At 65.0% G+C, this 13,517-nt stretch carries 9 protein-coding genes; 4 read left to right on the top strand and 5 right to left on the bottom strand.

Going from position 1 to position 13,517, the window contains the following annotated elements:
• Positions 1 to 132 precede the first annotated feature (132 nt).
• Genes ISX93_RS08490 through ISX93_RS08500 form a run of 3 tightly spaced genes read left to right on the top strand, consistent with a single transcriptional unit; the run spans position 133 to position 5,064 of the window.
• Positions 133 to 1,206, top strand: coding sequence for an HlyD family secretion protein (locus ISX93_RS08490; protein ID WP_195778283.1), 1,074 nt, complete (start codon positions 133 to 135; stop codon positions 1,204 to 1,206).
• Positions 1,203 to 3,938 carry a ribosome-associated ATPase/putative transporter RbbA gene (gene rbbA / locus ISX93_RS08495; protein WP_195778284.1) on the top strand — a complete coding sequence of 912 codons (2,736 nt, stop codon included), beginning with the start codon at positions 1,203 to 1,205 and terminating at the stop codon, positions 3,936 to 3,938. The genes ISX93_RS08490 and rbbA overlap by 4 nt, the downstream gene beginning before the upstream one ends.
• Position 3,939: 1 nt before the next feature.
• On the top strand, positions 3,940 to 5,064 hold the full coding sequence (locus ISX93_RS08500) for an ABC transporter permease (RefSeq protein ID WP_195778285.1): 1,125 nt from the start codon (positions 3,940 to 3,942) through the stop codon (positions 5,062 to 5,064).
• Positions 5,065 to 5,088: 24 nt separating this feature from the next.
• On the opposite strand, the gene ISX93_RS08505 is transcribed toward ISX93_RS08500, so the two are convergent.
• The 4 genes from ISX93_RS08505 to trxA form a co-directional block, all read right to left on the bottom strand.
• On the bottom strand, positions 5,089 to 6,057 hold the full coding sequence (locus tag ISX93_RS08505; protein WP_195778286.1) for a CDP-6-deoxy-delta-3,4-glucoseen reductase: 969 nt from the start codon (positions 6,055 to 6,057) through the stop codon (positions 5,089 to 5,091).
• Positions 6,057 to 7,523 carry a 4-hydroxy-3-polyprenylbenzoate decarboxylase gene (gene ubiD, locus ISX93_RS08510; RefSeq protein ID WP_195778287.1) on the bottom strand — a complete coding sequence of 489 codons (1,467 nt, stop codon included), beginning with the start codon at positions 7,521 to 7,523 and terminating at the stop codon, positions 6,057 to 6,059. Before ubiD ends, ISX93_RS08505 begins: the two co-directional genes overlap by 1 nt.
• Positions 7,524 to 7,661: 138 nt before the next feature.
• Positions 7,662 to 8,924 carry a transcription termination factor Rho gene (gene rho / locus ISX93_RS08515; RefSeq protein WP_195778288.1) on the bottom strand — a complete coding sequence of 421 codons (1,263 nt, stop codon included), beginning with the start codon at positions 8,922 to 8,924 and terminating at the stop codon, positions 7,662 to 7,664.
• A gap of 228 nt (positions 8,925 to 9,152) precedes the next feature.
• On the bottom strand, positions 9,153 to 9,479 hold the full coding sequence (gene trxA / locus ISX93_RS08520) for a thioredoxin TrxA (RefSeq protein WP_195778289.1): 327 nt from the start codon (positions 9,477 to 9,479) through the stop codon (positions 9,153 to 9,155).
• Positions 9,480 to 9,683: 204 nt separating this feature from the next.
• Between trxA and ppx the strand changes: the two genes are divergently transcribed.
• Positions 9,684 to 11,186, top strand: a complete 1,503-nt coding sequence (ppx, locus tag ISX93_RS08525; protein WP_195778290.1) for an exopolyphosphatase — start codon at positions 9,684 to 9,686, stop codon at positions 11,184 to 11,186.
• Positions 11,187 to 11,294: 108 nt separating this feature from the next.
• Here the strand turns inward: ppx and ppk1 are convergent, their stop codons facing one another.
• Complete coding sequence (ppk1, locus tag ISX93_RS08530) at positions 11,295 to 13,505, bottom strand: polyphosphate kinase 1 (protein WP_195778291.1); 2,211 nt, start codon at positions 13,503 to 13,505, stop codon at positions 11,295 to 11,297.
• Between the last annotated feature and the right edge of the window lie 12 nt (positions 13,506 to 13,517).

The following is a 13,517-nucleotide window of genomic DNA, read 5'->3' on the forward strand; positions in this document are numbered from 1 at the left end:
CGGCCACGGATAACGACTAAGCTGCAAGGCGGATGCTGGCTTGACCTGCATCAACCGCCAACACCTGCCAGCTCCGCACAATAAAGCGGGTTCCCGGCCTTTCCCCCACTCCCATCGCGCAGAAGGACTTTCATGGCTACGCGCAATATCTGGATCACCCGCCTCGGCCTGGCCACGCTGCTGCTTGCCGGGGCTGCCGGCCTGCTCTGGTATGAACTGCACCCGCGCGGCCCGGGCGAAGGTTTCGCCAGCGGCAACGGACGCATCGAGGCCACTGAAGTCGACGTCGCCAGCAAACTCGGCGGACGCATCGCCAGCATCGCGGTCGATGAGGGCGACTTCGTGCAGCCGCAGCAGATAGTCGCGCGGATGGACACCCAGGCGCTCGAAGCGCAGCTGGCCCAGGCCCAGGCCCAGCTGCGCCAGGCGCAGAACAGCCAGCTGACCGCCAGCGCGGTGGTCAGCCTGCGCGAAAGCGAAAAAGTCACCGCCGAAGCGGTGGTACGCCAGCGCGAGGCGGAGGTTTCCGCTGCGCAAAAGCGCCATGCGCGCACCGCCATACTGGTCAAGCGCGACGCCATGGCCCGCCAGCAACTGGATGACGACTTGGCGCACTTGCAGAGCGCCGAGGCGGCCCTGGCCGCGGCGCGCTCGCAGGTCAACTCGGCGGCCGCCGGCATCGTCGCCGCGCAGTCGCAGGTGATCGAAGCGCAATCGGCGATGGAAGCGGCCAAGGCCAGCGTCGCCCGCCTGCAGGTCGACATCGACGACAGTTTGCTCAAGGCGCCGCGCGCCGGCCGCGTGCAGTACCGGGTGGCCCAGCCGGGCGAGGTGCTCGGCGCCGGCGGCAAGGTGCTCAACCTGGTCGACCTCGGCGATGTCTACATGACCTTCTTCCTGCCTGAACGCCAGGCCGGCCGGGTCGCTCTCGGCAGCGAGGTGCGCCTGGTGATCGACGCCGCGCCGCAGTATGTGATTCCGGCCAGGGTCAGCTATGTGGCCAGCGTCGCCCAGTTCACCCCGAAGACAGTGGAAACCGCCAACGAGCGCGAGAAGCTGATGTTTCGCATCAAGGCGCGCATCGATCCCGAACTGCTGCAGCGCCACCTGGCACAGGTCAAGACCGGCGTACCGGGCATGGCCTACCTGCGCCTCGACCCGGCGCTGGCATGGCCTGAACAGCTGGCGATCAAGGTTCCGCAATGAGCGCAGTGGCGGTGCCGGTGGCGCGAGTGACCGGGGTCAGCCTGCGCTATGGCAAGACCTGCGCGCTGGATGCGGTCAGCCTGGAGATCCCGGCACAGTGCATGGTCGGCCTGATCGGCCCGGACGGTGTCGGCAAGTCCAGCCTGCTGGCCCTGCTCGCCGGTGCGCGCAGGATCCAGCAGGGCCAGATCGAGGTGCTCGGCGGCGACATGGCCAGCAGCAGTCATCGCCGGCGCACCTGCCCGCATATCGCCTACATGCCCCAGGGCCTGGGCAAGAACCTCTACCCGACGCTGTCGGTATTCGAGAACCTCGACTTCTTCGGTCGCCTGTTCGGCCAGGACGCGACCGAGCGCGCGCAACGCATCGACCAGCTGCTGCACAGCACCGGCCTGGCGCCGTTTCGCCAACGCCCGGCGGGCAAGCTGTCCGGCGGCATGAAGCAGAAGCTCGGGCTGTGCTGCGCACTGATCCACGACCCCGATCTGCTGATCCTCGACGAGCCGACCACCGGGGTCGACCCGCTATCGCGCAACCAGTTCTGGGAACTGATCGGCCGCATCCGCGCCCAGCGCCCGCAGATGAGCGTGCTGGTGGCCACCGCCTACATGGAGGAGGCCGAGCGTTTCGACCACCTGCTGGCCATGGATGGCGGGCGTATTCTCGCCACCGGCAGCCCGCAGCAGCTGCGCGAGCGCACTGCCTGCAGCAGCCTCGAGGAGGCCTTTATCGCCCTGCTGCCGGAAGCCAGGCGCAAGGGCCATCTCGCCCTGCAGATCCCTCCGCGCGCGCCGGGGCAGCAGGACATCGCCATCGAGGCGCGCGGCCTGAGCATGCGCTTCGGCGATTTCGTCGCGGTCGAGCGGGTGGACTTCCGCATCGAGCGCGGCGAGATCTTCGGCTTTCTCGGCTCCAACGGCTGCGGCAAGTCGACCACCATGAAGATGCTCACCGGCCTGCTGCCGGCCAGCGAGGGCCAAGCCCTGCTGTTCGGCCAGGAAGTGCAGCCGAAGGACATGGCGACGCGCAGGCGGGTCGGCTACATGTCGCAATCGTTCTCCCTGTATGGCGAGCTGACGGTGCGGCAGAACCTGGTGCTGCACGCCCAGCTGTTCCATGTGCCAAGCGCGCAGATCGCGGCACGGGTGGCCAGGATGGCCGCGCGCTTCGATCTCGGCGCGGTCATGGAGATGCTCCCCGAGCGCCTGCCGCTGGGCCTGCGCCAGCGCCTGTCGCTGGCCGTGGCGGTGATCCACCAGCCGGAACTGCTGATCCTCGACGAGCCCACCTCCGGGGTCGACCCGGTAGCGCGCGACGGCTTCTGGCAGCTGATGCTCGACCTGTCGCGCCAGGACGGGGTGACCATCTTCATCTCCACCCACTTCATGAACGAGGCCGAGCGCTGCGACCGCATCTCGCTGATGCACGCCGGCAAGGTTCTCGCCAGCGACACCCCGCGCGGGCTGATGGCCGGGCGCGGCCTGCCGACCCTGGAAGCCACCTTCATCGCCTATCTCCAGGATGCCGTCGCCCAGGATCCGGCAGCCAGCACCGACAGCCCCCCGGCAGCGCCGCGGCGGGCCGAACCGCGCCCGGCGCAACCCCAGCGCTTCAGCCTGCGCCGGCTGTTCAGCTACACCCGCCGCGAGTCCCTCGAGCTGCGCCGCGACCCGATCCGTGGCGGCATGGCCCTGCTCGGCACCGTGCTGCTGCTGTTCATCATCGGTTTCGGCGTCAGCCTGGACGTGGAAGACCTGACCTTCGCCGTGCTCGACCGCGACCAGACCACCACCAGCCAGGAGTACCACCTGAACCTGGCTGGCTCGCGCTACTTCGTCGAACAGCCGCCGCTGCATGATTACGCCGAACTGGAGCGGCGCATGCGCAGCGGCGAGATCAGCCTGGCGGTGGAAATCCCGCCGCACTATGGCCGCGACCTCAAGCGCGGCGACAGCCCGCAGATCGGCATGTGGATTGACGGCGCCATGCCGACCCGCGCGGAAACCATCAAGGGCTACGTGCTGGGCATGCACCAGGACTACCTGCAGGCACTGGCACGGCGCTCTGCCCAGCCGCAGGCCGCCAGCCCGGCCACGCTGGAAATCCGCTACCGCTACAACCCGGACGTGGAGAGCCGCCAGGCCATGGTGCCGGCCATGATCCCGCTGCTGCTGATGCTGATCCCGGCCATGCTTACCGCCCTCGGCGTGGTGCGCGAGAAGGAACTGGGCTCGATCATCAACCTCTACGTGACCCCGGTGACCCGTCTGGAATTCCTGCTCGGCAAGCAGCTGCCCTACATCGGCCTGGGCATGCTCAACTTCGCCCTGCTGGTGCTGCTGGCGATCAGCGTGTTCGGCGTCCCGCTGAAGGGCAACCCGCTGACCCTGCTGGTCGGCGGCCTGCTCTACCTGGGCTGCTCCACGGCACTCGGCCTGCTCATGTCGACCTTCACCAGGAGCCAGATCGCCGCCGTGTTCGGCACCGCCATTGCCACCCTGCTGCCAGCCATCCAGTTCTCCGGACTGATCTATCCGGTGTCTTCACTGGAAGGCATCGGCGCCCTCATCGGCCAGCTCTATCCGACCTCGCATTTCCTGGTGATCTCCCGCGGCGTGTTCTCCAAGGCGCTCGGTTTCGCCGATCTGTCGGCATACTTCGTCCCGTTGCTGATCACCATTCCGCTGCTGCTGGCGCTGTGCGTGGCTTTCCTGAAGAAGCAGGAGGCCTGAGATGGAGCGCCTGGCGAACATCTTCCATCTCGGCCTCAAGGAACTGCGCAGCCTGCAGCGCGACATCGCCCTGGTGATCCTGATCGTCTGGGCCTTCAGCCTGGGCATCTACTCGGCGGCGACCAGCATCCCGGAAAGCTTGCACCATGCCTCCATCGCGGTGGTCGACGAAGACCGCTCGCAGCTCTCGGAACGCCTGATCAACGCCTTCCAGCCACCCTACTTCCGTACCCCGCAGCGCATCGGCCTGGGCGAGATGGACCGCGGCATGGATGCCGGGCGCTATACCTTCACCCTGAACATTCCGCCAGACTTCCAGCGCGACGTGCTGGCCGGACGCAGCCCGGCGATCCAGCTGAATGTGGATGCCACCCAGGTCAGCCAGGCCTTCACCGGTTCCGGCTATATCCAGAACATCGGCATCAGCGAGGTCGCCGAGTTCGTCCGCCGCTACCGCGGCGACCTGCCGCAACAGGCCGAACTGGAGGTGCGCGTGGCATTCAACCCGAACCTGACCCGCACCTGGTTCGGCTCGGTGATGGAGGTGATCAACCAGATCACCATGCTGTCGATCATCCTCACCGGTGCCGCCCTGATCCGCGAGCGCGAGCACGGCACCATCGAGCACCTGCTGGTGATGCCGGTGACGCCGCTGGAAATCATGCTGGCCAAGGTCTGGTCGATGGGCCTGGTGGTTCTGCTGGCAACCAGCCTGTCACTGCTGCTGGTGGTCCAGGGCTGGCTGCAGGTACCGCTCAGCGGCTCGCTGGCGCTGTTTCTCGGCGGCGCCGCGCTGCACCTGTTTGCGACCACCTCGATGGGCATCTTCTTCGGCACACTGGCGCGCTCGATGCCACAGCTGGGCCTGCTGGTGATCATCGTGCTGATCCCGCTGGAGATCCTTTCCGGCGGCACCACGCCACGCGAGAGCATGCCGAAACTGATCCAGCACCTCATGCTGGTGGCACCCACCACCCACTTTGTCGACCTGGCCCAGGCCATCCTCTACCGCGGCGCCGGGCTGTCGATCGTCTGGCCGCAACTGCTGGCGATTGCCGGAATCGGCTCGCTGTTTTTCCTCGGCGCGATGACCCGCTTCCGCAAGACCCTGGCGCAAATGGCCTGAGCCGGCGCGAAACAAGCCGGCGCGTCAGCTGCGGGGTGCGTAGGCAAACACGTCGGCGCGCATCTGGCTGGGATCCATGCCGGCCTCGACCAGCGCATCGAGGGTGGCATAGATCATCGCCGGCGAACCGCTGGCATACACGTGCAGGCCTGCCAGATCGGCAAAATCCTCACGCACCGCCTGGTGCAGCAGGCCGCAGCGCCCGCCCCAGCCACACTGGTCGCTGACCACCCGGTGCAGGTGCACGTTGGCCATCTGCTCCCAGTCGGCCCAGTGCGCCAGCTGGTAGAAATCCTCCGGCCGGCGGGCACCCCAGTACAGGTGTACCGGATGGCGGAAGCCGCTGGCGCGGCAATGCTCGAGCAGGCTGTGCATCTGCGCCATGCCGGTACCGGCGGCCAGCAGCAGCAGCGGGCCATCCGGCAGCTCGGCGAGGTGCGTGTCGCCGAACGGCAGCTGCACCCGCGCCACCTGCTCGCGCTGCAGTTGTTCGAGCAACACCTGGGTGCCCGGCTCGCGGGCCAGGATGTGCAGCTCCAGTTCGCGGCCAGTGTGTGGCGCCGAAGCCAGGGAGAATGCCGACAGCTCGCCATCCGCACGCTCGAGCAGCAGGTACTGCCCGGCATGGTAGCGCGGCAGCTTGCCGGCCGGCGCCCGCAGGCGCACGCGCCAGACATCGCCACCCACCGCGCAACAGTCGATCAGCTGGCAAGCCAGGCGCCGGCGCGGCAGTTCTCCGGGCGCCAGCACGCCATACCATTGCAGCACGCTGTCGCTCAGCGGTTCGGCCAGGCAGGTCTGCAGCTCGCCATGCTCGAGCTCGACCCCGGCCTGGCGCGCACGCCCCTGCAGCAGCAAGGCCGAGCAGATATGGCAATTGCCGTTGCGGCAGCTCTGCGGGCAGTCGTAGCCGAGGCGCCGCGCGCCATCGAGGAAGCGTTCACCGGGCTGCAGCTCGAGGACCGCACCGGAGGGTTGCAGGGTGATCCGCATCAATCGATCCCCAGCTCGGCCCACAACGCATCGACGCGCTGCTTGACCGCCTCGTCCCGGACGATCACCCGGCCCCATTCGCGGCTGGTTTCGCCCGGCCACTTGTGGGTGGCATCCAGGCCCATTTTGCTGCCCAGGCCGGAGACCGGCGAAGCAAAATCGAGGTAGTCGATCGGCGTGTTGTCGATCAGCACCGTGTCGCGCTTGGGGTCCATGCGCGTGGTGATGGCCCAGATCACGTCGTTCCAGTCGCGCGCGTTGACATCATCGTCGGTGACGATGACGAACTTGGTGTACATGAACTGGCGCAGGAAGCTCCACACGCCGAGCATCACGCGCTTGGCATGGCCGGGATACTGCTTCTTGATGGTCACCACCGCCAGGCGGTACGAGCAGCCCTCGGGCGGCAGGTAGAAGTCGGTGATCTCGGGGTATTGCTTCTGCAGGATCGGCACGAACACTTCGTTCAGCGCCACACCGAGAATCGCCGGCTCATCCGGCGGCCGACCAGTGTAGGTGCTGTGGTAGATCGGCTGCTGCCGGCGAGTGATGCGCTCGACGGTAAACACCGGAAAACGGTCAACCTCGTTGTAGTAGCCGGTGTGATCGCCATAGGGCCCTTCGTCAGCCATCTCGCCGGGGTAAATATGCCCCTCCAGGACGATCTCGGCACTGGCCGGCACCTGCAGGTCGCTGCCAATCGCTTTGACCAGTTCGGTCTTGTGCCCGCGCAACAAGCCGGCGAAGGCGTACTCGGACAAGCTGTCCGGCACCGGCGTCACGGCGCCGAGAATGGTTGCCGGATCCGCTCCCAGCGCCACACATACCGGGTAGGGCTTGCCGGGGAATTTCTCGCACCACTCGCGGAAATCCAGCGCACCGCCACGGTGACTGAGCCAGCGCATGATCACCTTGTTGCGGCCGATCACCTGCTGGCGGTAGATGCCGAGGTTCTGCCGTTCCTTGTTCGGCCCGCGGGTAATGGTCAGGCCCCAGGTAATCAGCGGCGCGACATCGCCCGGCCAGCAGGTCTGCACCGGCAACTTGCCCAGATCGACAGCATCGCCCTCTTCGATCACTTCCTGACAGGGCGCGTCTTTCAGTACCTTGGGCGCCATGGCCAGTACCTTGCGGTACATCGGCAGCTTCGACCAGGCGTCCTTGAAGCCTTTTGGCGGCTCCGGCTCCTTGAGCATGGCCAGCAGCTTGCCGATTTCACGCAGCTCGCTGACCGCCTCTGCGCCCATGCCCAGCGCTACCCGCTTGGGCGTGCCGAACAGATTGCCAAGCACCGGCATATCGAAACCGGCGGGGTTCTCGAACAGCAGCGCCGGCCCGCCCTTGCGCAGAGTCCGGTCACAGATCTCGGTCATCTCCAGCACCGGGGAAACCGCTGTGTGAATCCGTTTGAGCTCGCCGCGCTGTTCCAGCCCACGAATGAATTCGCGCAAATCGCGATACTGCATGCAGTTGCCTCGTCTCGGCGGTGCAGGTTGAAGGTGGCAAAGTTTAGCGCTGAACTCGGCTATTCAGAAAGCAAAAGCCGGAAAGCAGAAGGCCGGGTTGCCCCGGCCTTCATTGCTGCACGTTAAAACCCGCAGGTTTTACTTGCTGCGCTTCATCGACATGAAGAACTCATCGTTGGTCTTGGTGTCTTTGAGCTTGTCGAGCAGGAACTCGATGGCAGCGATCTCGTCCATCGGATGCAGCAGCTTGCGCAGGATCCACATGCGCTGCAGCTCGTCCGGATCGGTCAGCAACTCTTCGCGACGGGTGCCGGCGCGGTTGATGTTGATCGCCGGGAACACCCGCTTCTCGGCAATCCTCCGCTCCAGCGGCAATTCCATGTTGCCGGTGCCCTTGAACTCTTCGTAGATCACTTCGTCCATCTTCGAGCCGGTTTCCACCAGCGCGGTGGCGATGATGGTCAGCGAACCGCCTTCCTCGATGTTGCGCGCGGCGCCGAAGAAGCGTTTCGGCTTCTCTAGGGCGTGGGCATCGACACCGCCGGTGAGGACCTTGCCGGAGCTCGGGATCACCGTGTTGTAGGCCCGCGCCAGACGGGTGATGGAGTCGAGCAGGATGACCACGTCCTTCTTGTGCTCGACCAGGCGCTTGGCCTTCTCGATGACCATCTCGGCCACCTGCACGTGGCGGGTCGGCGGTTCGTCGAAAGTCGACGCCACCACTTCGCCGCGCACGGTGCGCTGCATCTCGGTCACTTCTTCCGGGCGCTCGTCGATCAGCAGGACGATCAGGTGACACTCGGGGTTGTTGCGCGAGATATTCGCCGCGATGTTCTGCAGCATGATGGTCTTGCCGGCCTTCGGCGGCGCCACGATCAGGCCGCGCTGGCCCTTGCCGATCGGCGCGCAGAGGTCGATCACGCGGCCGGTGAGATCCTCGGTGGAGCCGTTGCCGGCTTCCATCTTCATGCGCACGGTGGGGAACAGCGGCGTCAGGTTCTCGAACAGGATCTTGTTCTTGGCGTTTTCCGGACGGTCGAAATTGATCGTGTCGACCTTGAGCAGGGCGAAGTAACGCTCGCCTTCTTTTGGCGGACGGATCTTACCGATGATGGTGTCGCCGGTACGCAGGTTGAAGCGGCGGATCTGGCTGGGCGAGACGTAGATATCGTCGGGGCCGGCCAGGTAGGACGAATCGGCGGAGCGCAGGAAGCCGAAGCCATCCTGGAGAATCTCCAGCACACCATCGCCGGAAATCTCTTCGCCACTTTTCGCGTGCTTTTTCAGCAGGGCAAAGATCACGTCCTGCTTGCGCGAACGGGCCATGTTTTCCAGGCCCATCTGCTCGGCCATTTCCAGCAGTTCAATGATCGGTTTTTGCTTGAGTTCGGTCAGATTCATAGATTGACGTTAGTTTTGAATGAGGAGGGAAGCATTGAGCTTGGGAAGCCGCGGCGCGCGAAAGGCGACTGGGTCGCTGTGCGTGATCGAATCAGGGATGCGTCGGCGACGGCTTGCGGGAAGCAACCGCAGTACGGGTTGCGAGCCGGAATTTAGCACCGGCGGCGGGAGGCGTCCAGCCCACAAAGCAAAAACCCCGCTTTAATGCGGGGTTTTTGCCAAAACAGCTTAGAGATTGGCGTCGATGAACGCCGCCAGCTGGGATTTCGACAGCGCACCAACCTTGGTCGCCTCGACATTGCCGTTCTTGAACAGCATCAGCGTCGGGATCCCGCGCACGCCAAACTTCGGCGGGGTGTCCTGGTTCTCGTCGATGTTCAGCTTGCAGACCTTGAGCTTGCCCTGGTAGGTCTGGGCTATCTCATCAAGTACCGGTGCAATCATCTTGCACGGACCGCACCATTCAGCCCAGTAATCGACCAGAACAGCGCCATCGGCCTTGAGCACATCCTGCTCGAAGCTGGCATCGCTGACATTCGTGATGAAATCGCTCATAAAACTCTCCGTTACCGAAGCTAAAAGTGTTCGCCATCATAGCCCTCTGGCGTCCTGATCGAAAGCGGCTGGCGATTGAGCTTGCCTATGGCCCGCCACGAGAACGCCAATGACGCGCCGGACAGGCATAAAATCGTACGCTGCGCGTTGGCTCGGGTTGCCTATCGTGGCAGGATGACCAGCCTATTCACCGGAAGCCAACGCATGCCTTACACGCCCGCCGAGAATTTTCCCCTGATCGCCGCCATTGATCTTGGTTCAAACAGTTTCCACATGATTCTGGCCAAGACCGATCAGGGTGAGCTCCGCGCGCTTGAGCGGCTGGGTGACAAGGTGCAACTGGCGGCCGGCCTGAACGAGCAGCGCGAGCTCAGCGAAGAGGCCATGCTCCGCGGCCTGGAGTGCCTGGGGCGCTTCGCCCAACTGATCAACGGCCTGCCGCAGGGCGCGGTGCGCATCGTCGGCACCAATGCGCTGCGCGAGGCGGTCAATCGCAATACCTTCATCCAGCGCGCCGAAGCCCTGCTCGGCCATCCGGTCGAGGTCATCTCCGGCCGCGAGGAAGCACGCCTGATCTATCTCGGGGTCTCGCACAGCATGCCGGCCTCCCAGGGCAATCGCCTGGTGGTCGATATCGGCGGCGGCAGTACCGAGTTCATCGTCGGCCAGCGCTTCGAGCCTCTGATCCTGGAAAGCCTGCAGATGGGCTGCGTGAGCTTCACCCAGCGCTTCTTCCGCGACGGCAAAATCACCCCCGGCCGCTATGCCCAGGCCTATACCGCGGCGCGCCTGGAGCTGATGGGCATCGAATATGGCCTGCAGCGGCATGGCTGGCTGGAAGCCGTGGGCGCCTCCGGCACCGTGCGCGCCATCGGCCTGGCGATCAAGTCCGCCGGCCTGGGCAACGGCGAAATCAATCCGGACGGACTCGGCTGGCTCAAGCGCAAGCTGCTCAAGCTCGGGGATGTGGAAAAAATCGACATGGATGGCATCAAGAATGATCGGCGGGCGATTTTTCCCGCCGGACTGGCCATTCTCGAGGCCATCTTCGACGCCTTCAGCCTGGCGCAGATGGTCCACTCCGAAGGGGCCCTGCGCGAAGGCGTGCTCTATGACCTGATCGGCCGCCACCAGCATGAAGACGTGCGCGAGCGCACCCTTTCGGCGCTGATGGAGCGCTACCACGTCGACCTAGAACAGGCTGCCCGGGTCGAAGCCAAGGCCATTTCGGCGCTGCGCCAGGTCGCGGCCGACTGGGGCATTCAGGATGAATGGCACTACGACCTGCTGGTCTGGGCGGCGCGCGTGCATGAAATCGGCCTGGACATTGCGCACTACCAGTATCACAAGCATGGCGCCTACCTGATCGAGCACTCCGAGCTGGCCGGCTTTTCCCGCCAGGACCAGCAGATGCTCGCCCTGCTGGTGCGCGGGCACCGCCGCAGCATTCCACGGGAACGCTTCGCCGAGCTGGGGGCGGAAGGTGAAAAGCTGCTGCGCCTGTGCGTGCTGCTGCGCTTTGCCATCCTGTTTCATCACATTCGCGGCAGCCACGACATGCCGACCGTGCGATTGCAGGCCGGAGCCCAGCACCTGAGCATCCGCTTCCCGGATGGCTGGCTGGAAAACCACCCGCTGACGATGGCCGACTTCGCCCAGGAAGCCGAGTGGCTGGCCAAGGCCGGATTTCGCCTGCAGGTCAGTTGAGCCCGCGCCAGCCGACGCAGGTTGCGCCTGTCCATTGCCGCGCGCCTTGCTCGCGCAAACGCCGCGGGACCCGCCGGGACGCCGCCCGGCCTCACGCAACCGGCAGCATCAGCTCGGCAAGGTGCGCAGGCGAACCGGGCTGCCACTGCGATAGCGCGCCAGCGGCTTGCTCAGGGCCTCCAGCAACATGGCCTGGGCACTGCGCGCGTGCTGGTTGCCGGTAGGCTGCTGGCGTACATAGGTGCCATCGCTGAGCAGAATCCAGGCGTGCGTGTTGTCCGCCAGATAGGCCTCGAGCTCCTTCTTCACCCGCAGGATCAGTTTCTTGCCCTCGATCGGGAAGCAGGTCTCCACCCGCCGGTCCAGGTTGCGCTCCATCAGGTCGGCACTGGAGAGGTACAGCACCTCTTCGCCGCCGTTGCAGAAGTAGTAGATGCGGCTGTGCTCGAGGAAGCGACCGATCACCGAACGCACCTGGATGTTATGCGAGACCCCCGGCACACCGGGACGCAGGCAGCACATGCCACGCACCACCAGATCGACCCTCACCCCGGCCTGGCTGGCCTTGTAGAACGCGCGGATGATCTTCGGATCGGTCAGCGCATTGACCTTGGCCATGATGTGCGCCGGCTTGCCCGCCGCGGCGAAGGCCGTTTCGCGGGCGATCATGTCGAGCAGGGTCTTCTTCAGGGTGAAAGGCGCGTGCAGCAGCTTCTTCATGCGCAGCGTCTTGCCCATGCCGATCAGTTGGTTGAACAGCTTGTGCAGGTCCTCGCACAACGCCACATCGGCGGTCAGCAGGCTGTAGTCGGTATACAGGCGGGCATTGCCGGCGTGGTAATTGCCGGTGCCCAGGTGGGCATAACGGCGCAGTTCGCCATTCTCGCGGCGCAGGATCAGCATCATCTTGGCGTGGGTCTTGTAGCCGACCACCCCGTAGATCACTACCGCGCCGGCCTGTTGCAGGCGGCTGGCCAGCTGCAGGTTGGACTCCTCGTCGAAGCGCGCGCGCAGCTCGATCACCACGGTGACTTCCTTGCCATTGCGCGCGGCATCCACCAGCGCGTCGACGATCTCCGAGTTGGCTCCGGAACGGTACAGCGTCTGCTTCACCGCCAGCACCTGCGGATCCTTCGCCGCCTGGCGCAGCAGGTCGACCACCGGGGTAAAGGACTCGAACGGATGCAGCAGCAGGATGTCCTGCTTGGCCACGGCCTGAAACAGGTTGTCGCTGTCCTGCAGGACTTTCGGGATGGACGCGGTAAAGGGTTCGTACTGCAACTCCGGATGGCTTTCCAGCCCGGTGACGCTGAACAGCCGGGTCAGGTTCACCGGGCCATTGACGCGGTACAGTTCGCCTGGCGCCAGGCCGAACTGCTTGAGCAGGTAGTCGGCAAGGTTGTCCGGGCAGCTGTCCACCACTTCCAGGCGCACCGCATCGCCGTAGCGCCGCGAAAACAGTTCGCCGCGCAGGGCGCGGGCCAGATCCTCGACATCCTCGGCATCCACCGACAGGTCGGCATTACGGGTCAGGCGGAACTGGTAGCAGCCCTTGACCGACATGCCGTTGAACAGGTCGTCGGCATGGGCATGGATCATCGACGAGAGGAACACGAAGTTATCCCCCGGGCCGCCGATTTCCGGCGGCAGCTTGATCACCCGCGGTAGCAGCCGGGGCGCCGGAATGATCGCCAGGCCGGAATCGCGGCCGAAGGCATCCACGCCCTCCAGCTCGACGATGAAATTCAGGCTCTTGTTCACCAGCAACGGAAACGGGTGGGTCGGGTCGAGGCCGATCGGGGTGATGATCGGCGCGATCTGGTCGCGGAAATAGCGGCCAACCCAGGCCTTGATCTTGGCCGACCAGTGGCGCCGGCGAATGAAGTTGACCTGCTTCTCCGCCAGTTTCGGCAACAGCACATCATTGAGAATGGCGTACTGGCGATCCACCTGCTGATGCACCAGCTCGCCAATCCGCGCCAGCACCTGGTGCGGCTGCAGGCCGTCCGCCCCCGCTTGCTCGCGGGCAAAGGTGATCTGCTTCTTCAACGCCGCGACGCGGATTTCGAAGAACTCGTCGAGATTGCTGGAAAAAATCAGCAGGAACTTCAGCCGCTCGAGCAACGGGTAGGATTCGTCCAGTGCCTGCTCGAGCACGCGGATATTGAACTTCAGCTGCGACAGTTCGCGATGCAGGTACATGCAGCTGTCATCCACCCCCGGAATCACCAGCGGCGCGGGCGCTTCCACGGCGGCCGGCGGCACTGCCGGCGGGGTTGTTTCGAGCACTTCAACAGGTACGTTCTCTTGCGTGTTCATTGCCAGTCCTGG

Origin of the sequence: Pseudomonas sp. N040 (assembly GCF_015637705.1) — a bacterium.
GTDB lineage: Bacteria > Pseudomonadota > Gammaproteobacteria > Pseudomonadales > Pseudomonadaceae > Aquipseudomonas.